This window comes from Acidocella sp. KAb 2-4, assembly GCF_020567705.1.
In the GTDB taxonomy this organism is placed as follows: domain Bacteria; phylum Pseudomonadota; class Alphaproteobacteria; order Acetobacterales; family Acetobacteraceae; genus Acidocella.
Map to the genome: position 1 here is coordinate 35,773 of NZ_JAJDJU010000005.1, position 18,318 is coordinate 54,090.

Consider the following 18,318-nt stretch of genomic DNA (forward strand, 5'->3'; position numbering starts at 1 on the left):
GCCTCCGGGTGCGCACAGGCGCTGACGGAGGAAAAAATTTGCACCCGACCGACATCCGGTCTCCGGATCATTTCCACAAAGTCGTCGATTGCCAATATGCCTGCCCGGCGCATACCCCGGTTCCCGAATATATCCGCCTGATCGCCGCGGGCCGCTATACCGACGCGTATATGGTCAACTGGCAGTCCAACGTGTTCCCCGGCATTCTCGGGCGCGTGTGCGACCGCCCCTGCGAGCCCGCCTGCCGGCGCGGCCGGGTGGAGGAGCAGCCGGTGGCGATCTGCCGGCTCAAGCGCGTCGCCGCCGATTATAAAGACGACATCACCGCCCGCCTGCCCCGGCCCGCGCCCATGCCCAACGGCAAGCGCGTCGCCCTGATCGGCGCCGGCCCCGCCTCGCTCACCGTGGCGCGCGACCTCGCCCCGCTCGGCTACGACATTACCGTGATCGACGAAGGCAAGGCCGGCGGCGGCATGATGCGCACGCAGATCCCCAAATTCCGCCTGCCGGACGCGGTGCTGGACGAGGAATGCGGCTATATCGAACATCTCGGCATCACCACCCGCTATGGCCAACGGGTGGACAGCCTGAAGGCGCTGCTGGCCGAGGGGTACGACGCCGTGTTCATCGGCACCGGCGCCCCGCGCGGGCGCGATCTCGACATTCCCGGCCGCGAGGAAGCCGCCGCCAACATCCATCTGGGCATCGACTGGCTCTCCTCGATCTCCTTCGGCCATGTCTCATCCATCGGCAAGCGCGTCATCGTGCTCGGCGGCGGCAACACCGCCATGGATTGCTGCCGCTCCGCCCGGCGCCTCGGCGGCGAGGATGTAAAAGTCGTGGTCCGCTCCGGCTTCAAGGAGATGAAAGCCTCGCCCTGGGAGAAGGAGGACGCGATGCACGAGGACATCCCGATCCTCAACTTCCTGGTGCCAAAGGCATTCACCCACGAGCAAGGCCGCCTCACCGGCGTCACCTTCGAGAAGGTGAAAGCCGAATACGACGCCAAGGGCCGCCGCAGTCTGGTGCCCGCGGGCGAGCCGGATGTGCACCTCCCCGCCGACGACGTGCTGATCGCCGTCGGCCAGGAAAACGCCTTCCCCTGGATCGAGCGCGATCTCGGCCTCGAATTCGATAAATGGGGCATGCCGGTGGTGGACCAGACCACGTTCCGCTCCACCCATCCCCAGGTGTTCTTCGGCGGCGATGCCGCGTTCGGCCCCAAAAACATCATCTGGGCCGTGGCGCATGGGCACGAGGCCGCGATCTCCATCGACCTGCTCTGCCGCGGCAAAGACATCACCGCCCGCCCGGCGCCCGATGTCGCGCTGACCAGCCAGAAAATGGGCATCCACGAATGGAGCTACGATAACGAGGTCTCCAACGACCACCGCTTCCCCGTGCCGCATGCCGAGAAGGCGCTGGCGCTCGCCAACATCACCGCCGAGGTCGAGCTCGGCTTCACCCCCGGCCTCGCCTTCGCCGAGGCCGAGCGCTGCCTGAATTGCGACGTGCAGACCGTGTTCACCGATAAGCTCTGCATCGAGTGCGACGCCTGCGCCGATATCTGCCCGGTGGACTGCATCACCTTCACCGAGGATGGCGACGAGCCCGCGCTGCGCGCCCGCCTCGCCGCCCCCGCCGCCAATACGGCGCAGGATTTGTACGTCTCCGGCCCGCTGAAAACCGGCAACATCATGGTCAAGGACGAAGATGTCTGCCTGCATTGCGGCATGTGCGCCGAGCGCTGCCCCACCGGCGCGTGGGACATGCAGCGCTTCCTGTTTCAAACCGCCAAAGCGGGGGTTTCATGCTCCAGACCGTAAAACAAGAGGTCGCCGCCATCACCGCGGTCAACGACTTCGTCGTCAAATTCGCCAACGTCAACGGCTCCGGCTCGGCCAGCGCCAACCAGCTTTTCGCCAAATCCATCCTGCGCATGGGCGTGCCGATGGCGCCGCGCAACATCTTCCCCTCCAACATCCAGGGCCTGCCCACCTGGTATGAGATCCGCGTCTCAGAGGCCGGCTATCTCGGCGCCCGCGCCGGCACCGACCTGATGGTGGCGATGAACCCGCAGACCTGGGACCAGGACGTGGCCTCCATCCTGCCCGGCGGCTATCTGTTCTATGATTCCACCCGCGCCATCCCGCCCAGCAAGTTCCGGCCGGATATCAACATCATCGGCATGCCGCTGACCGCGCTGTGCAACCAGGAATATGCCGACCCGCGCCAGCGCCAGCTGTTCAAGAACATCATCTATGTCGGCGCTCTCGCGGCCCTGCTCAACATCGAGATCGAGGTGATCGAGACCCTGATCAAGGAGCAGTTCAAGGCCAAGGAGAAGCTGATCGCCCCCAACCTGCACGCCCTGCACATGGGGCGTGATTACGCGCTGACCCATCTGCCCTGCCCGCTCGGCCTCACCATCCGCCGCTCAGACGCGGTGGGCGAGCGCATCTCCATCGACGGCAACGCCGCCGCCGCCCTTGGCGCCGTGTATGGCGGCGCCACCGTGGCGGCATGGTATCCCATCACCCCCTCCACCTCGGTGGTGGAAGCCTTCACCAAACATTGCGCCAAACTGCGCACCGACCCCGAGACCGGCGCCAAAAACTACGCGATCGTCCAGGCCGAGGACGAGCTCGCCTCGATCGGCATGGTCATCGGCGCCGGGTGGAATGGCGCGCGCGCCTTCACGGCCACCTCCGGCCCCGGCATCTCGCTGATGCAGGAATTCCTCGGCCTCGCCTATTTCGCCGAGATCCCCGCCGTGCTCATCGACGTGCAGCGCGCCGGCCCCTCCACCGGCATGCCCACCCGCACCCAGCAATGCGACATCCTGCTCTGCGCCTATGCCTCGCATGGCGACACCAAGCATGTCCTGCTCTTCCCCGAGGACCCGCATGAATGCTTCACCTTCGGGGCGCTCGCCTTCGACCTCGCGGACCGGCTGCAAACCCCGGTCTTCCTCATGCTCGACCTCGATATCGGCATGAATGAGCGCCTCACCCGCCCCTTCACCTGGGATGACAGCCGCCGCATGGACCGCGGCAAGGTGATGAGCGCGGCGGAGCTGGAGGCGGGCAAGGAGTTCGGCCGCTATCTCGATGTCGATGGCGACGGCATCCCCTACCGCACCTATCCCGGCACGCACCCCACCAAGGGCGCCTTCTTCACCCGCGGCACCTCCAAGGACCGCTACGCCCGCTACACCGAGGCCGGCGCCGCCTATGTCGACAACATGGAGCGCCTGCTGCGCAAATTCCGCACCGCCGAAACGCTGGTGCCCCCGCCGCAGCTCCGCTCCGCCGAGGAGCCAACCAGGCTCGGCGCCATCTATTATGGCTCCACCAGCGCCGCGATGCGCGAGGCGCAGGACCTGATGGCCGCCCAGGGTGTCGATCTCGACCTGCTGCGCGTGCGCGGCTTCCCCTTCAACGACGATGTCCGCCGCTTCATCGCCGCGCATGACACCGTGTTCGTGGTCGAGCAGAACCGCGACGGCCAGCTCCGCACCCTGCTCATCAACGAGCTGGAGACCGACCCCGCCAAACTCAAGCGCTGCGTGCATTACGACGGCACGCCGATCACCGCCCGCCGCATCATCGAGACCATCGAGGCCCATATGCCGGCCTGGAGCCTGACATGACCTTCCTGCCCAAACCCAAGCTGCACCACCCGCATCTGGCCTGCAACACGCTCGGCTATACACGGCGCGATTACGAGGGCGCGATCTCCACGCTCTGCGCCGGCTGTGGGCATGATTCCATCTCCGCCGCCATCGTGCGCGCCTGTTTCGAGCTGGACCTGCCGCCGCACCGCATCGCCAAGCTCTCCGGCATTGGCTGCTCCTCCAAAACCCCCACCTATTTCCTGGGCAACTCGCACGGCTTCAACTCGGTGCATGGGCGCATGCCCTCGGTGCTCACCGGCGCCAACCTCGCCAACCGCGAGCTCATCTATCTCGGCGTCTCCGGCGATGGCGATTCCGCCTCCATCGGCCTCGGCCAGTTCGCCCACGCCATGCGCCGCGGCGTGAACATGACCTATATCGTCGAGAATAACGGGGTGTACGGCCTCACCAAGGGCCAGTTCTCCGCCACCTCCGACAAAGGTGCGAAGAACAAGAGCGGCGCCGTCAACAAGGATGAGGCGATCGACCTCGTCGGCCTCGCCATCGAGCTCGGCGCCAGCTTCGTCGCCCGCTCCTTCTCGGGCGACAAGGCCCAGCTCGTGCCGCTGATCAAGGCCGCCCTCACCCATCAGGGCGCGGCGTTCATCGACGTCATTTCCCCCTGCGTCACCTTCAACAACCACCAGGGCTCGACCAAGAGCTTCGACTATGTGCGCGAGCATAACGAGGCGGTGAATTTCCTCGACGTGATTGCCGGGCAGGAGGAGATCACCGTCGATTACGCCCCCGGCGCGGTCGAACTCGTGCGCCAGCATGACGGCTCGCTGCTGCGCCTGCGCAAGCTGGGCGAGGATGATTACGACCCGCGCGACCGCGCCGCCGCCGCCGCCTTCCTTGAGCGCCACCGCCGCGCGGGCGAGATCGTCACCGGCCTGCTCTATCTCGACCCCGAGGCCAGCGAGCTGCACCACGCCCTGGGCACCACCGCCACCCCGCTCAACACCCTGGGCGAAGACAAGCTCTGCCCCGGCGCGGCGGCGCTGGAGCGGCTCAACGCCAGCCTGCGCTAGGCGCGCTCCCGCCAACGTTCACAACACCTTAACCCGAATTTCCTTGACACGGCGCGGCCAAACGGCGCGAGAATACGCCAGGTTCAGGGAGATACGGCCAATTTGCGCTTGACCTGTCACTTCACCCCGCGCTTTTCCATCCGGCAAAACCGGATGGATTTAGACGTATGAACGCGACGGACCGCAAACTCCGCAAACTGCATGTCGTGACGCATGGCTGCCAGATGAACGTGTATGACAGCGCGCGCATGGCCGACATCCTGCGCCCTCTGGGCTATACCACGGTCGACAGCCCGGACGACGCGGATATGGTGATCATGAACACCTGCCATATCCGCGAGCGGGCGGAGGAGAAAGTCTTCTCCAATCTCGGCCGGCTGCGCGTGCTCAAGGAGGAAAAGGGCGGCGAGATGATGATCGCCGTGACCGGCTGCGTGGCCCAGGCCGAGGGCGAGCTGATCACCCGGCGCGCCCCGTTCGTCGATCTGGTGGTCGGCCCGCAGGCCTATCACCGCCTGCCCGAACTCATCGCCCAGGCCCACCGCAAGCAGGGCGCGGTGATCGACACCGAATTCCCCGCCGAGCAGAAATTCGACCATCTGCCCGACAACGCCGCCCCCCAGGGCGTGGTCTCCTTCCTCTCCATCCAGGAAGGCTGCGATAAATTCTGCTCCTTCTGCGTCGTGCCCTACACGCGCGGGGCGGAAGCCTCCCGCCCCGCCGCCAGCGTGCTGGCCGAGGCGCGGCGCATGGTCGCGGGCGGCGCGCGCGAGATCGCGCTGCTCGGCCAGAACGTGAACGCCTATCACGGCGAGGGGCCAGACGGGAAAACCTGGGGCCTCGCCCGGCTGCTGGCCGAGATGGCCGAGATCGAGGGGCTGGAGCGGCTGCGCTACACCACCTCCCACCCCAACGACATGGACGACGCGCTGATCCTCGCCCATCGCGACAACGCCAAGCTGATGCCCTTCCTACACCTGCCGGTGCAATCGGGGTCGGACAAAATCCTCGCGGCCATGAACCGCAAGCACAAGGCCGAGGCGTTCCGCCGCATCGTCGGCAAGCTGCGCGAGGCAAGGCCGGACCTCGCCCTGTCCTCCGATTTCATCGTCGGCCATCCCGGCGAGACCGATGCCGATTTCGCCGCGACCATGGATCTGGTGCGCGAGACCGGCTTCGCCCTGGCCTATTCCTTCAAATATTCGCCCCGGCCCGGCACCCCGGCCGCGGCCCTGCCGCAGATCGCCGAGGACATCAAGGACGCCCGGCTCTACGAGCTGCAAGCCGAGCTGCGCCGCCAGCAAAACGCGTTCAACGCGGCGCTGGTCGGGCAGACCACCCCGGTGCTGTTCACCGGCGCCGGGCGCCATCCGGGGCAGATCGCGGCGCGCTCGCTCTGGCTGCAGCCGGTGGTGGTTGAGCATCCCACGGCGCTGACCGGCGAAATCCACCAGGTGAAAATCACCCACAGCAACCCCAATTCTCTCTTGGCCACTCTTTTGAGCAAGGAGCAAATCGCCGCTTGAGCCAGATCATCGCATCCTCGGCTACCCATTCCGCCCCGCTGCCGCGGCCCCTCACCATGACCTTCGGCGACAACGCGCTGCTGCCGCTGCTGCTCGGAGATCACGACCGCCATCTCGCCCGCATCGAGCAACGGCTCGGCGTGCGTCTGGCCTGCCGCGGCAACCGGATCTCGATCTCCGGCACGCCCGAGCAGATCGCCGCGGCAGAGGCGGCATTGTCCGCGCTCTACCGGCAATTGGAACGCGGCGAGATGATCGACGGCCCGAAAGTGGATGCCGCGCTGCGCATGACCGACCCGGCGGGCGAGCCGCGCCTGCCGCTCTCCGATTTGCCCGCCATCCGCACCCGCAAGGGCGCCGTCGGCCCGCGCAGCCCCGGCCAGGCGGCCTATATGGAATTGCTGGCCCGGCACGAGATGGTGTTCGCCCTCGGCCCCGCCGGCACCGGCAAAACCTATCTCGCCGTGGCCCAGGCCGTGGCCATGCTCACCACCGGCAAGGTGGACCGCATCGTGCTCACCCGCCCGGCGGTGGAGGCGGGCGAGCGCCTCGGCTTCCTGCCCGGCGACATGAAAGAGAAGGTCGACCCCTATCTGCGCCCGCTTTATGACGCGCTGAACGAAATGCTCCCCGGCGAGCAATTCACCAAGCGCCTCACCACCGGCGAGATCGAGATCGCCCCGCTCGCCTTCATGCGCGGACGCACGCTCTCGCACGCCTTCGTCATCCTCGACGAAGCCCAGAACACCACCGCCGTGCAGATGAAGATGTTCCTCACCCGCATGGGCGAGGGCACGCGCATGGTCATCACCGGCGATCTCACCCAGATCGACCTGCCATCCGGCATCCGCTCGGGGATGGCCGACGCGCTGGAGACTCTGGAAGGCATCCAGGGCATCGGCGTCGCCCGCTTCGGCAATTCCGATGTGGTGCGCCATCCGCTGGTCGGACGGATTGTCGAAGCCTACGACCAGCGCTATGCCGCTGCGAAGGAACATGCCCGCGAACAGAAGCTGGGCTAAAGGACAGATGGAACCTGGAAGTACGAGCCCCTTCGGGGGGCCCGAAATCATCGTCGCCGACCGCCGCTGGCGCCGGCATGTGCGGCATTTGCCGTGGCTCATCCGCCGCACCCTGGCCGCGGCCGAGAGCGGCGCCAGCGTGGTGCTGGCCGATGACCGCACGATCAAACGGCTGAACCACCGCGACCGCGGCAAGAACAAGCCGACCAACGTTCTCACCTACGCCAACCCGCCGGAAATGTTGCTCGCCTTCGGCGTGGTGGCGGCCGAGGCCGCGCGCGAGGGCAAGAGCATCGCCCGGCATTTGCAGCATCTGCTGGTGCATGGCGCGCTGCATCTGCATGGGTTCGACCACCACCATGCCGGCGAGGCGCGGGAGATGGAGGCGGCGGAAACCCGCATCCTGGCCCGGCTCGGCGTGCCCAACCCGTGGAAAAACCGATGAGCAGCGCCCTCACCCGCCTGCTCAACCGGCTGCGCACCTCCGAGCAATCGGTGCGCGACTCCATCGCCGAGCTGGTGCAGGAAGCCGAGGCCGAAGCCGCCAGCGGCGGCGCCGGGGTGCCGGCCGGGCTGTCGCCGCATGAGCGCGCGCTGATCGCCAACGTGCTACGCCTGCGCGAGATCACCGCCGATGACGTGATGGTCCCGCGCCCGGACATCATCGCCATGCGCGCCGATGTCTCGCTGGACCAAGCCCTGGCGCAAATCCGCCGCGAGGGGCATTCGCGCCTGCCGGTCTACCGTGAGGAGCTCGATGACCTCGCGGGCATGGTCCATATCAAGGACGTGTTCGCCTATACCGGCCCGGCGGCGGAATTCTCGGTGGAGAAGATCCTACGCAAGCCCTTGCTCGTGGCGCCGCAGATCACGGTGCTCGACCTGCTGCTGCAAATGCGCCAGACGCGCACGCATCTCGCGCTGGTGGTGGACGAATATGGCGGCGTGGATGGGCTGGTGACGATCGAGGATCTGGTGGAAACCATCGTCGGCGACATCGCGGACGAGCATGACGAGATCGAGGGTCCGATGCTGGTCGAGCGCCCGGACGGCACGTTCGACCTCAACGCCCGCCTGCCCGTGGAGGAATTCGAGGAAAAAATCGGCCCCGTGCTGGCCGAGGATGAGCGCGACGCCGATATCGAGACCGTCGGCGGGCTGGTGTTCAACCTCGCCGGGCGGGTTCCCGCGCGCGGCGAGATCATCCGCCACCCCTCGGGCCTCGAATTCCTGGTGCTGGAGGCCGATGCGAGGCGCATCCGCCGCCTGCGCGCCCGCCGCCCGGCCCCGCCCGAGGCGCCGCCGCCCGCCCCCAGCGCCGACGCTTAAAACCGCGCGCTCTGGCCGATGCCGAGGGTGAAAAACGCCTCCGGCGCCACCCCGGCGCGCGCCCGCGCCGCCGCCAGCGCCTGCGGCGGGTCGTCGATGCCCTCGGCGGTGAGCTGGAAAGTGCCGAAATGCATGCCGATCGCCCGCGCCGCGCCAAGATCGGCAAAGGCGCGCACCGCGTCATCAGGGTCCATATGTACCGGGGCCATGAACCAGCGCGGCGCATAGGCGCCGATGGGCAGCAGTGCCAGATCGGGCGGGCCGAGCCGATGGCGGATCTCGCTGAAGAATTTGGTGTAGCCGGTATCGCCCGCGAAGAAGATGCGGTGCGCCTTGTGCTGCACATAAAACCCGCCCCACAGCGCGCGGTTGCCATCCCATAAGGTGCGGGCGGAAAAATGCCGTGCCGGGGTGGCGGTGATATGCGCGCCATGCAGGCTCAGCGTCTCCCACCAATCCAGCTCATGCGCCTCATGCACGCGCCGCCGGTCAAGGTAGCGGCCATTGCCGAGCAGGGTGACGATCCGCGCCGCCGGAAACGCCGCCCGCAGCCGCCGCAGCGAGGGCAGGTCGAGATGGTCGTAATGGTTGTGCGAGAGCAAAATCAGGTCGATCCGCGGCAGCGCCTCCAGCGCCAAGCCGGGCGCGCGCACCCGCTTCGGCCCGGCCATCTGGCTGGGCGAGCAGCGCGCGGAAAACACCGGGTCGGTCAACACATTCAGCTCCGGCAGGCGCAGCAGAAACGTGCTGTGCCCGACCCAGGTCACGCTCGGCCCATCCTCGGGCACGGCCTCGGGGGCCGGGTCCTCCACCCATTGCGGCCAGCGCGCCCAGGTTTGCGGGTCGCGCCGCAGCCTGGCGCGCAGCAGGGCGAGAAACCCCTTGCGGCGGCGCGGGCCGCCATGCAGAGTTGGTTCGGGGTTGAAGAACTTCTCGCCATCGGAATGATCGGAAACCGGGTAATTCATGTCCCGGATATGGGCGCCGCCGCGCGCGTTGCGACCTTGGCGGACGAAAAACATGAGCCTGCTCACGGCAGCGCGCTCTTGTATCGGCGCGCAGGCAGCGGATATGTACGTCATCCAAAAGAATTTTCCGGAAGACACACGGCTATGGGTGAGTTGAGAAAGACCAGGGTTTTGATCGTCGGGGCGGGCCCGGCGGGCTACACGGCGGCAATCTATGCCGCGCGCGCCAATCTGCGCCCTGTGCTGGTGGCCGGGCTGCAGCCAGGCGGCCAGCTCACCATCACCACCGATGTCGAGAATTACCCCGGTTTCGCCGAGCCGATCCAGGGCCCCTGGCTGATGGAGCAGATGGCCAAGCAGGCCGAGCATGTCGGCACCGAGATCATGTACGATCTGATCACCAAGATCGATCTCTCCGCCCGCCCCTTCCGCGCCTGGACTGATGGCGGCGTCGAGTTCGAGGCCGAGAGCGTGATCATCGCCACCGGCGCGCAGGCGCGCTGGCTGGGGCTGCCCTCCGAGCAGAAATATCAGGGCGCTGGCGTCTCCGCCTGCGCCACCTGCGATGGGTTCTTCTATCGCGGCAAGGCGGTGGCGGTCATCGGCGGCGGCAATACCGCGGTCGAGGAAGCGCTCTACCTCACCCACCACGCCAGCCATGTCACCCTCATCCACCGGCGCGACAGCCTGCGCGCCGAGCGCATCCTGCAGGAGCGGCTCTTCGCCAACCCCAAGATCTCGGTCATCTGGGACCATACGGTGGACGAAATCCTCGGCGCCGGCGCGCCTGAGGTGGTCACCGCCCTGCGGCTGAAAAACGTGAAGACCGGGGCCAGCAAGGAGATTGGGGTGGAGGGCGTGTTCATCGCCATTGGCCACTCGCCGACCACGGCGCTGTTTGCCGGGCAGGTCGATCTCGATGCCGAGGGCTATATCCTCACCCGCCCGGGCAGCACCGAAACCTCGGTGTCCGGCGTGTTCGCCGCGGGCGACGTGCAGGACAAAATCTTCCGTCAAGCGGTGACGGCGGCCGGCACGGGTTGCATGGCCGCACTGGAAGCCGAGAAATATTTGAGCCACATTGAGCTCCACGTGAACGAGGCCGCATAACATGACCGGGCAAAAAATGGACTGGGATAAGCTGAGAGTGTTCCACGCGGTGGCGGAGGCGGGCAGCTTCACGCATGCGGGGGATACGCTGAACCTCAGCCAATCGGCGGTTTCGCGGCAGATTTCAGCGCTTGAGGAAGCGCTCTCCGTGCCGCTGTTCCACCGCCATGCGCGCGGGCTGATCCTTACCGAGCAAGGCGAGGCGCTGAACCGCACCGTGCGCGAGGTATTCGCCAAGCTCGCGATGACCGAGGCGCTGCTGGCCGAAAGCAAGGAAAAGCCCGCCGGGCGGCTGAAGGTGACGACCACGCACAGCTTCGGCGTGACCTGGCTGGCGCCGCGGCTGAAGCAGTTCCTGTCCGCACACCCGGATGTCACCGTCTCGCTGCTGCTCGACGACACCGATCTCGACCTCGCCATGCGCGAGGCCGATGTCGCCATCCGCATGCATCCGCCGCGCCAGCCGGATCTGGTCCAGCGCCATCTCGGCAAAATCCGCAGCCAGATCTGGGCCTCGCCCGAATACGCGAAGGCCAACGGCCTGCCGGAGACGGTGGATGACCTCGACAAGCACAAGCTCATCCTGTTCGGGGACCGCAAGCCCCCGGTGCCGGATGTGAACTGGCTGGGCGAGATCGGCCGCAAGGATGGCACGGCGCGGCGCGGCGCGCTGGAGATCAACTCGCTGCAGGCCATCCTCGCCTGCATCCGCTCCGGCGTGGGCATCGGCTCGGTGCCGGATTATCTGGTGCAGGACACGACCGGGCTGGTTCCGGTGCTGCCAGATATCAAGAAGCCCTCGATCGAGATGTATTTCGTCTACCCGGAAGAGTTGCGGAACTCCAAGCGCGTTGCCGTATTCCGTGACTTTCTGGTGAATTCTCTTGCCGAACGTAACACGCTAAAGCCCTGAAATCGGCGGTTTTCCTAGATTCCGCCGCCGCGCTGGAACAAATAGATACAAAAAAGCAAGCGCATTACGGTTTTAACACTTAGATTTTTACGCGATGTGGCTTATATACAACATGCCCGGTGCGAGCCGGGCATCGTCCGGCTCTTGGAGCCGGATTGGGACCTCGGTCCCAACGTCTCCCAGACGTGAAGCCTCCCTGTTGACTTGACCCGCTGGCCCATGAGGTGCCGGCGGGTTTTTTTATCTGCGGAGAATGGGCGTTGTTCTGTCGATATCTATAAAAATAAAGCTCTAATTCTACGCAAAAATTCAATTAAATTACCGTTTTTGCCGAATTTGCGTCATGTCAAACTTGGGTCTATTCTCGCCGCAACGCACAAACACAGTATAAGGATCCGTCATGTCAGATGTGTTCATCCTCTCCGGCCAGCGCACCGCGATCGGTGATTACGGCAAGGCGCTGAAAGACGTGCCGCCCACCAAGCTGGGCGAAATCGCGATCCGCGCCGCCCTGGCCAAATCCGGCGTCGACGCCAAGGACATCCAGCACGTGGTGCTGGGCAATGTGATCCACACTGAACCCAAGGACGCCTACATCTCCCGCGTCGCCGCGGTGAATGCGGGGATTCCGGTGGAAACCCCGGCCATGACCGTGAACCGCCTGTGCGGCTCGGGCCTGCAGGCCGTGGTCTCGGCGGCGCAGAGCCTCATGCTGGGCGATGCCGCGCTGGCCGTGGCGGGCGGCGCTGAGTCGATGAGCCGGGGCGGCTATCTGCTCCCGGCCGAGCGCTGGGGCGCCCGTCTGGGCGACGGCAAGGTGGTGGACATGGTGGTCGGCGCCCTGCAGGACCCGTTCGGCCACGGCCATATGGGCATCACCGCCGAAAACATCGCCGCGCAATATGGCCTGAGCCGCGAGGAGCAGGACGCCTTCTCCGCCGAATCACACCGCCGCGCCGCCGCCGCCATCGCCGCCGGGCATTTCAAGGAGCAGATCTGCCCGGTGGAACTGCCCGCGCGCAAGGGCGTGACCATTTTCGACACCGATGAGCATCCGCGCGCCGAAACCACGCAGGACGTTTTGGCTGGGCTGAAACCCGCCTTTAAGAAGGACGGCACCGTCACCGCCGGCAACGCCTCCAGCCTGAATGACGGCGCCGGGGCGCTGGTGCTGGCCTCGGGCGCCGAGGTGAAGGCGCGCAACCTGAAGCCGATGGCGCGCATCGTGTCTTATGGCCATGCCGGCGTGGCGCCGGAGGTGATGGGCCTCGGCCCGATCCCAGCCAGCCAGCACGCGCTGCGCAAGGCCGGGCTGAAAGCTGCGGATCTCGACGTGATCGAGTCCAACGAAGCCTTCGCCGCCCAGGCCTGCGCGGTTTCGCGCGATCTCGGGCTGGACCCAGCCAAAGTCAACCCCAATGGCGGCGCCGTGGCGCTCGGCCACCCGATCGGCGCCTCCGGCGCGATCATCGCCATCAAGGCGATGTATGAGCTGCACCGCACCGGCGGCCGCTACGCGCTCGTCACCATGTGCATCGGCGGCGGCCAGGGCATCGCGGTCATCCTCGAACGCGTGTGACGTTTCACCTGCGAACGGCGGCGGGGCTCATCCTCGCCGTCAAGGCGCAGCCCGGGGCCAAGCGCGTGCAGATCGGCCCCGTGCTGCCCGCCGCCCCGGCGCCGGGCTGGCCGGAAGCGCGGCTGAAAATCGCCATCAACGCCGCGCCCGAGGATGGCAAGGCCAATGCCGCGATCATCGCCGCGCTGGCCGATTGGCTGGGGGTGAAACCCGCCGCCATCACCCTTACCGCCGGAGCAACCTCGCGCGAGAAGAAATTCCTGATCACCGGGCCGGTGGCGGTGCCGGAGCTCGGCTAGTTCAGCGCCAGCACCGCGCTGTTGAGCACCGTGGCGAACCCGACCCAGGCGAGATACGGCAGCAGCAGCCACGCCGCCAATTTATCCTGCCGCCGCGCGGCCAGCACCAGCGCCGCCACCACCAGCAGCAGCGCGACGATCACCGCGACCGAGAGGCGCAGATCATGCGCGTCGAAAAACACCGGCGGCCAGAGAAAATTCAGCGCCAGCTGCGCCCACCATAGCCGCCGTGCCAGGCCCGCGCCCGGAACGCGCCATAACCGCCAGCCGGCGATGCCGATCAGCACATACAGCACGCTCCATACCGGCCCGAACACCCAGCCCGGCGGGTTGAACGCGGGTTCGCGCAGCCCGGCGAACCAGGCACCCGGCAGGCTCAGCGCACCCACCCCCAGCCCGCCGCCCAGCGTGAGCAGGATGAACAGCCAAAGGGCGCGCCGCTCGCTCATTGCGGGTTGAGCAGCGCCAGCAGCGCACCGGGCGGCAGGTTGAGCTGCGAATAGCCGGTGGGCGGGGTGAAATCACCCGCGGGCTGCGGCGCGAAGGAGACGGACAGCGCCGTCAAATCCGCGCTGCCCTGCGCATCATGGCCCGAGAAATGCAGCGTCACCCCGGTTGGGGTGATGCAGGCGGTGCCGGTGCCCTTCTGATCCATCACCAGATATTTTTCGCAATCCAGCCCGGCGTAATGCCCGGTGCCCAGCGGCGTGAATTGCGCACCATCGGCATTGTAGATCTCGCCGGTCAGGGCCGAGAAATCCGGCGCTTGCACCACCGCGTGCAGCGCCGGCACCACCACCTGAGCCTGCCCGGCTGGCAGATTGGCGAGCACATAATAGCCGCTCTGGCTCTGCACGCGGGCCAGTTGGTCGGTGGCGTCGTAGGCCAGCTGATACGTGGCCGGCGCCTTGCCCTGGGCGGTGAGCGAATAGGTCACCGCCACATCGCGCGAGGGCAGGATCACCGGCGCGGCCAGCGCGGCGGCGGGCAGCGCCGCCAGCAGCACGGCGGCGGACAATGAGCGTTTCATGGCGTTGGTCATGGGGCCTCCTTTCGCATCGCCTCTATTTCACTCCACAATGCGGCAGCATCAGGGCTGACGGGAAACCGTGCCGGCAGCTCCACGGCGATGGCGAGGCGGCGGTGATACTCCCCGCGCGGGATCTCCACCGCGCCGAAGCGGGCGAGATGCGAGGTGATGAATTGCGTGTCGAGTAGCGTGAATCCGCCCAGGCGCAGCCGCGCCACCAGATGCACCAGCGCCACTTTCGAGGCATCGGTGGCGGTGGAAAACATGCTCTCGCCAAAAAACGCTCCACCCAGCGCCACCCCATACAGCCCACCCACCAATTCGCCATCGCGCCAGGCCTCGACACTATGCGCGAAGCCGAGCGTGAACAGTTCGTTGAACAGCCGCTCGATTTCCTCGTTGATCCAGGTCTCGGGCCGGTGCGGCCGCGAGGTGGCGCAGGCGGCGATGGTGGCGGCGAAGGCGGCATCGGCGGTCACGGTGAAGAGCGCGCCGCGCAGCGTCTTCATCAGGCTGTGGGGGATGTGAAACCCATGCAGCGGCAACACGCCGCGCGCATCCGGGTCGAGCCAATGCAGGGTGCGGCTCTCCCGCGCCTCGGCCATGGGGAACAAGCCAAGCTGATAGGCGCGGAGCAGCAGATCGGTGGTGAGATGAAAGGGCCGCGCGGACATGCCCAAGACCTCGCATATCCGCGCGGAATTTGCCAAGCGCCGTGATGTGGCCGCAAAAAACCCCAGGCCGTGAGGCCCGGGGCGCAGTCTCCCTAAACTCGGCGTTGTGGTTGTTGATTACCGCGTGGTTGAAGTCTTGGCCCAGTAATGGCCATGCACGAGGCCGTCGTCATAATCGCGATGCTCAGGGCGAGCAGAGTCATGGCGTGCCTCCTTCGCGGCGTTCAGGGCCTGGATCACCGCCGCGTTGCCAGCTTCGCGCTGGCGCTGGGCCGCGGCGTGTCCGCCAAAACCATCCGGGGAGAAGGTCGGGGTCAGCTGATGACGCATGATGAACTCCTGTATCAATTCTTGTGGTTGGCTTCCCACGGCGCCGGGGGGGATTGCGATTGAGAGAGAGGCGCCGCGGGAAGCTCGTGAGGTCAAACTATTTACATTGCGGCGCGATGAACAGCGGAATCTGACGGAGTTCCGCGAAATCTGTGCGTGACTTTACTGTAAATTTTTGCTATTTGTAAAATATGTCAAAAGCAGCCATCGGCAAGACCATTCGCCGGCTTCGCATGGAGCAAGGCTACACCCAGCAAGGCTTCGCGCAGAAGCTCGGTATTTCAACGTCTTATCTGAATCTTGTCGAACACGACCAGCGCAATGTCACCGCCTCGCTGTTGTTCAAGCTCACCGACATCCTGAAGGTCGATCTCGCCGCGCTCTCAGGCGTGCAGGAGCGTGAATACGAGGTGGCTCTGCGCGAGGCCTTCGCCGATCCGGTACTGGCGATCGAGCCGGTGCCAGATGCCGAGATCCAGACGTTGGCCGCCGCCCCCAACGCGGCGCGCGCCGTGCTCGCCCTGCATCGCGCTCTGGCCGGGGCGCGCGAGGAGGCGGGCGGCGGCATCACCCTGCCCTCGGGCCGCAAGATCCTGTTGCCGAACGAGGAAGTGCGGGATTTCTTCCACGATCACGAAAACCATTTCCCGGCGCTGGAGGACGAGGCCGAGCGCATCGGCGCCGGGCTGGAAACCGCCAGCGTCGGCACCAGCCACGCCTTGGCCGAGCGCCTGCGCCGCCAGCACGGGCTGGTGGTGAGCGTACGCCCCCTACCCGGCGCGCTGCGCGTTTACGACGCCGCCAGCCGCATGCTCACCCTGTCGGAAGACCTGCCGCGCGAGAGCCGGGGGTTTCAGATGGCCTTCCAGCTCGCCTTGCTGGAGGCGCGCGAGCCGGTGGAAAAAATCGTCAAACGCGCCAACCCGACCACGCGCGACGCCGCCGAGCTGCTGCGCATCGGGTTGCTCAACTACATCGCCGGGGCGCTGCTGATGCCCTATGAGCCGACCCTCGCCGCCGCGCGCGAGCGCCGCTACGATGTGGACGCCCTGACCGCGCGCTTCGGCGTGTCTTATGAGCAGGCCTGTCACCGCCTCTCCACCCTGCAACGGGCGGGCGCGCGCGGCGTGCCGTTTTTCTTCCTGCGCGTGGATGCCGCGGGCAATGTCAGCAAGCGCTTCTCGGCGGCGGGCTTCCCGTTCATGCGCTTCGGCGGCACCTGCCCGCGCTGGATCGTGCATTCCGCCTTCGCCACGCCCGGCGCTGTCCGTGTGCAGGTGGCGCAGCTCTCGGCCACTGAGACCTTCCTCTGCTTCGCCCGCGCCATCACCGGCCGCCCGGCCCGCTGGGGCGAGCCGCCGCCGGTGCATGTGGTGGCCATGGGCTGCGATGTCGCCCATGCCGGCGAGCTGGTTTATGGCGACGGGCTGAACCTGGCCACGGCGGCGGTGGGCATCGGCCTCTCCTGCCGGCTGTGCGAACGCCAGGATTGCCGCTCCCGCGCCTTTCCGCCCATCGCGCACCGGCTCTCCATCGACCCGCAGACCACCAGCGCCAGCCCGTATAAGTTTGAGACCAAGACCGGAAAATTGTAGCGAATTGTCACACGGATGTGGCTGATCTGGCGGCGGATCTGGAGTACCTTTCGCGCTGCAACATGAATTTAGGGTGACACGGGCCGCCGATTGACGGAGGTCAACGCCAAGTCCGCCGGGGCTGGGCATTACCGGTTGCCGGACCACGCCCAAAAAGGAGAGCGGCATGAGCGACAAATCTACCGACCCGTTCGAGATGTTCCAGATCTCCCGCGACCTGTTGACCGCGCAGCAAAAATTCCTGCCCTCGGGCAAGGTTTTCGAGCAGCTGGCCGAATATATGCGCAATGTCACCCAGGCCCAGATCGCCTATAATCAGGCGCTGATGCGCGCCCAGGCCTCGTTGATGGCCTCGCTGATGGAGCGCCCGCTGGCCGCGGTCTCGGGCAAGCCCGAGGAACGCCCAAGCGCCGCCGCCCATAAGCCCGACACGTCGGCCCCATGAACTGCATCACCAGCACGCCCTCCCCGTTCAGCCTCGCCGGAAAGCGGGGGCTCGTCGTCGGCATCGCCAACGAGCACAGCATCGCCACGGGTTGCGCCCGCGCTTTCGCCGCCTGCGGCGCGCGGCTCGGCGCCACTTATCTCAACGAAAAGGCCAAGCCCCACGTGCAGGCGGTGACGGATGAGCTCCCCTGCGACTTCCTGCTCCCCTGCGATGTGGAAAAGCCAGGCGAGCTGGAAGCGGTGTTCGGCGAAGCCGCCCAACGCTGGGGCAAGCTGGATTTCATGCTGCACGCCATCGCCTTCGCCCCCGCGGCGGATCTGCACGGCCGGGTGGTGGATACCTCGCCCGAGGGCTTCGCCCAGGCCATGGACATCTCCTGCCACTCCTTCCTGCGCATGACCAGGCTCGCCGAGCCGCTGATGCCGGATGGCGGCTCGCTGATGACGATAACCTTTCAGGGATCTGAGCATGTGGTGCCGAACTACAATGTCATGGGCCCGGTGAAGGCGGCGCTGGAAAGCGCAGTGCGCTACGCCGCCGCCGAGCTGGGGGCCAAGAACATCCGGGTCAACGCCATCTCGCCCGGGCCCATCGCCACCCGCGCCGCCAGCGGTATCGAGAAATTTAACGAGCTCTTGGACGCCGCCGAAAATGCTCCGGAACGGCGCCTCGCCACCATCGAGGATGTCGGCGCGCTCGCGGCCTTCCTGGCCGGCGGCGGCGCCGGGATGCTCACCGGCACCATCATCCCCGTCGATGGCGGCCAACATTTGCTCGCCTAAAGCCTG

19 protein-coding genes are annotated in these 18,318 nt (G+C 66.5%); 14 read left to right on the plus strand and 5 right to left on the minus strand.

Annotated features, from left to right (window positions below; genetic code table 11):
* The first annotated feature begins 38 nt into the window (after positions 1-38).
* From LI953_RS05225 to LI953_RS05255, 7 genes are all read left to right on the plus strand, one after another.
* A complete protein-coding gene (locus tag LI953_RS05225; RefSeq protein ID WP_227074982.1) occupies positions 39-1,826 on the plus strand; it encodes an FAD-dependent oxidoreductase in 1,788 nt (595 codons plus the stop codon).
* Positions 1,811-3,652: a 2-oxoacid:acceptor oxidoreductase subunit alpha gene (locus tag LI953_RS05230; RefSeq protein WP_227074983.1), complete on the plus strand. Its 1,842-nt coding sequence runs from the start codon at positions 1,811-1,813 to the stop codon at positions 3,650-3,652. Before LI953_RS05225 ends, LI953_RS05230 begins: the two co-directional genes overlap by 16 nt.
* Positions 3,649-4,707, plus strand: a complete 1,059-nt coding sequence (locus LI953_RS05235; RefSeq protein WP_227074984.1) for a 2-oxoacid:ferredoxin oxidoreductase subunit beta — start codon at positions 3,649-3,651, stop codon at positions 4,705-4,707. Before LI953_RS05230 ends, LI953_RS05235 begins: the two co-directional genes overlap by 4 nt.
* Positions 4,708-4,874: 167 nt before the next feature.
* The gene (gene miaB / locus LI953_RS05240; RefSeq protein ID WP_227074985.1) at positions 4,875-6,233 is read left to right on the plus strand and encodes a tRNA (N6-isopentenyl adenosine(37)-C2)-methylthiotransferase MiaB; all 1,359 of its coding nucleotides are present in this window, start codon (positions 4,875-4,877) and stop codon (positions 6,231-6,233) included.
* On the plus strand, positions 6,230-7,255 hold the full coding sequence (locus LI953_RS05245; RefSeq protein ID WP_370635764.1) for a PhoH family protein: 1,026 nt from the start codon (positions 6,230-6,232) through the stop codon (positions 7,253-7,255). The genes miaB and LI953_RS05245 overlap by 4 nt, the downstream gene beginning before the upstream one ends.
* Positions 7,256-7,262: 7 nt before the next feature.
* Entirely contained in the window at positions 7,263-7,700 is a 438-nt protein-coding gene (gene ybeY / locus LI953_RS05250) for an rRNA maturation RNase YbeY (protein WP_227074986.1), read from the plus strand.
* Positions 7,697-8,584: a hemolysin family protein gene (locus tag LI953_RS05255; protein ID WP_227074987.1), complete on the plus strand. Its 888-nt coding sequence runs from the start codon at positions 7,697-7,699 to the stop codon at positions 8,582-8,584. The genes ybeY and LI953_RS05255 overlap by 4 nt, the downstream gene beginning before the upstream one ends.
* On the opposite strand, the gene LI953_RS05260 is transcribed toward LI953_RS05255, so the two are convergent.
* Positions 8,581-9,618, minus strand: a complete 1,038-nt coding sequence (locus tag LI953_RS05260; RefSeq protein ID WP_227074988.1) for an MBL fold metallo-hydrolase — start codon at positions 9,616-9,618, stop codon at positions 8,581-8,583. The genes LI953_RS05255 and LI953_RS05260 overlap by 4 nt on opposite strands.
* A 78-nt stretch (positions 9,619-9,696) precedes the next feature.
* Here LI953_RS05260 and trxB point away from each other — a divergent pair, with 78 nt between their 5' ends.
* The 4 genes from trxB to LI953_RS05280 all read left to right on the plus strand — a co-directional run bounded on the left by trxB (position 9,697) and on the right by LI953_RS05280 (position 13,453).
* Complete coding sequence (trxB, locus tag LI953_RS05265) at positions 9,697-10,662, plus strand: thioredoxin-disulfide reductase (protein ID WP_227074989.1); 966 nt, start codon at positions 9,697-9,699, stop codon at positions 10,660-10,662.
* A 1-nt stretch (position 10,663) separates the two neighbouring features.
* Positions 10,664-11,575, plus strand: a complete 912-nt coding sequence (locus LI953_RS05270; protein WP_370635765.1) for a LysR family transcriptional regulator — start codon at positions 10,664-10,666, stop codon at positions 11,573-11,575.
* 400 nt (positions 11,576-11,975) lie between these two features.
* Positions 11,976-13,154 (plus strand): acetyl-CoA C-acyltransferase family protein, encoded by a 1,179-nt coding sequence (locus LI953_RS05275; RefSeq protein ID WP_227074990.1) that lies wholly within the window; start codon positions 11,976-11,978, stop codon positions 13,152-13,154.
* The gene (locus LI953_RS05280; protein WP_227074991.1) at positions 13,151-13,453 is read left to right on the plus strand and encodes a DUF167 domain-containing protein; all 303 of its coding nucleotides are present in this window, start codon (positions 13,151-13,153) and stop codon (positions 13,451-13,453) included. Before LI953_RS05275 ends, LI953_RS05280 begins: the two co-directional genes overlap by 4 nt.
* Here the strand turns inward: LI953_RS05280 and LI953_RS05285 are convergent.
* From LI953_RS05285 to LI953_RS05300, 4 genes are all read right to left on the minus strand, one after another.
* Positions 13,450-13,902, minus strand: coding sequence for a TspO/MBR family protein (locus tag LI953_RS05285; protein WP_227074992.1), 453 nt, complete (start codon positions 13,900-13,902; stop codon positions 13,450-13,452). The genes LI953_RS05280 and LI953_RS05285 overlap by 4 nt on opposite strands.
* A complete protein-coding gene (locus LI953_RS05290) occupies positions 13,899-14,495 on the minus strand; it encodes a hypothetical protein (protein WP_227074993.1) in 597 nt (198 codons plus the stop codon). The genes LI953_RS05285 and LI953_RS05290 overlap by 4 nt, the downstream gene beginning before the upstream one ends.
* Positions 14,492-15,157: a leucyl/phenylalanyl-tRNA--protein transferase gene (gene aat / locus LI953_RS05295; protein WP_227074994.1), complete on the minus strand. Its 666-nt coding sequence runs from the start codon at positions 15,155-15,157 to the stop codon at positions 14,492-14,494. Before aat ends, LI953_RS05290 begins: the two co-directional genes overlap by 4 nt.
* 117 nt (positions 15,158-15,274) lie before the next feature.
* Positions 15,275-15,487, minus strand: a complete 213-nt coding sequence (locus LI953_RS05300; RefSeq protein WP_227074995.1) for a hypothetical protein — start codon at positions 15,485-15,487, stop codon at positions 15,275-15,277.
* 191 nt (positions 15,488-15,678) lie between these two features.
* On the opposite strand from LI953_RS05300, the gene LI953_RS05305 reads away from it, so the two are divergent.
* From LI953_RS05305 to fabI, 3 genes are all read left to right on the plus strand, one after another.
* Positions 15,679-17,082, plus strand: a complete 1,404-nt coding sequence (locus tag LI953_RS05305) for a short-chain fatty acyl-CoA regulator family protein (protein ID WP_227074996.1) — start codon at positions 15,679-15,681, stop codon at positions 17,080-17,082.
* A 166-nt stretch (positions 17,083-17,248) separates the two neighbouring features.
* The gene (locus tag LI953_RS05310) at positions 17,249-17,527 is read left to right on the plus strand and encodes a hypothetical protein (RefSeq protein WP_227074997.1); all 279 of its coding nucleotides are present in this window, start codon (positions 17,249-17,251) and stop codon (positions 17,525-17,527) included.
* Positions 17,524-18,312, plus strand: a complete 789-nt coding sequence (gene fabI / locus LI953_RS05315) for an enoyl-ACP reductase FabI (RefSeq protein ID WP_227074998.1) — start codon at positions 17,524-17,526, stop codon at positions 18,310-18,312. Before LI953_RS05310 ends, fabI begins: the two co-directional genes overlap by 4 nt.
* Positions 18,313-18,318: the final 6 nt, after the last annotated feature.